At 56.8% G+C, this 581-nt stretch carries 1 protein-coding gene; it reads right to left on the reverse strand.

The window, feature by feature from the left end; genetic code table 11:
- A partial coding sequence (locus tag SMD27_RS24085; protein ID WP_379991224.1) for an extracellular catalytic domain type 1 short-chain-length polyhydroxyalkanoate depolymerase occupies positions 1 to 581 on the reverse strand: 581 nt, incomplete at both ends.

Below are 581 nucleotides of genomic sequence, written 5' to 3' on the forward strand. Positions count from 1 at the left end.
TTGAAGCCCATGATGGCCGCTGCCGCACCACCCGCAGACAATCCGGCAACATAGACACGCGTCGGATCCACCTTCAGATCCTGCATAATCTGTCGAGTAATGCCGGCGATAAGCGCGGGTTCGCCGTGGTCACGTACCTGATCACCTCGATTAAACCAGTTCCAGCACCTGGAGGGATTGGCAGATTGAGGCTGACTTGGGTATGCCACAAAAAAAGTCTGCTCCTCAGCGACATCATTCATGCGGGTTCCCGCGGCGAAGTCGTCCGGCGACTGGGTGCAGCCGTGAAGCATGACAACGAGCGGTATCGGCTCTCCCTTATAGCCGGTCGGAATATAGAGCCGATAATCGCGAGCTCCGATATCGCTCGCAAAACTAAGTTCTTTGAACTGCCCCACCCCTGCATCAGGGAAGGTGTCGGCTGGCGAAACATAGGCTTCCTGCCACCGATCCGGAACGACTTTGCGTTTGATGTCGTCAATGAATCGACGATATGTGTCTGGAGTACCTATCCCGCTAAAACCGGTTGGACGAGGCGCTTGCGAGTTCTGCCGAGGTTCGGGCGACGCCCAGACGTCCCC

Source organism: Dongia soli (genome assembly GCF_034044715.1).
Lineage (GTDB): Bacteria > Pseudomonadota > Alphaproteobacteria > Dongiales > Dongiaceae > Dongia_B > Dongia_B soli.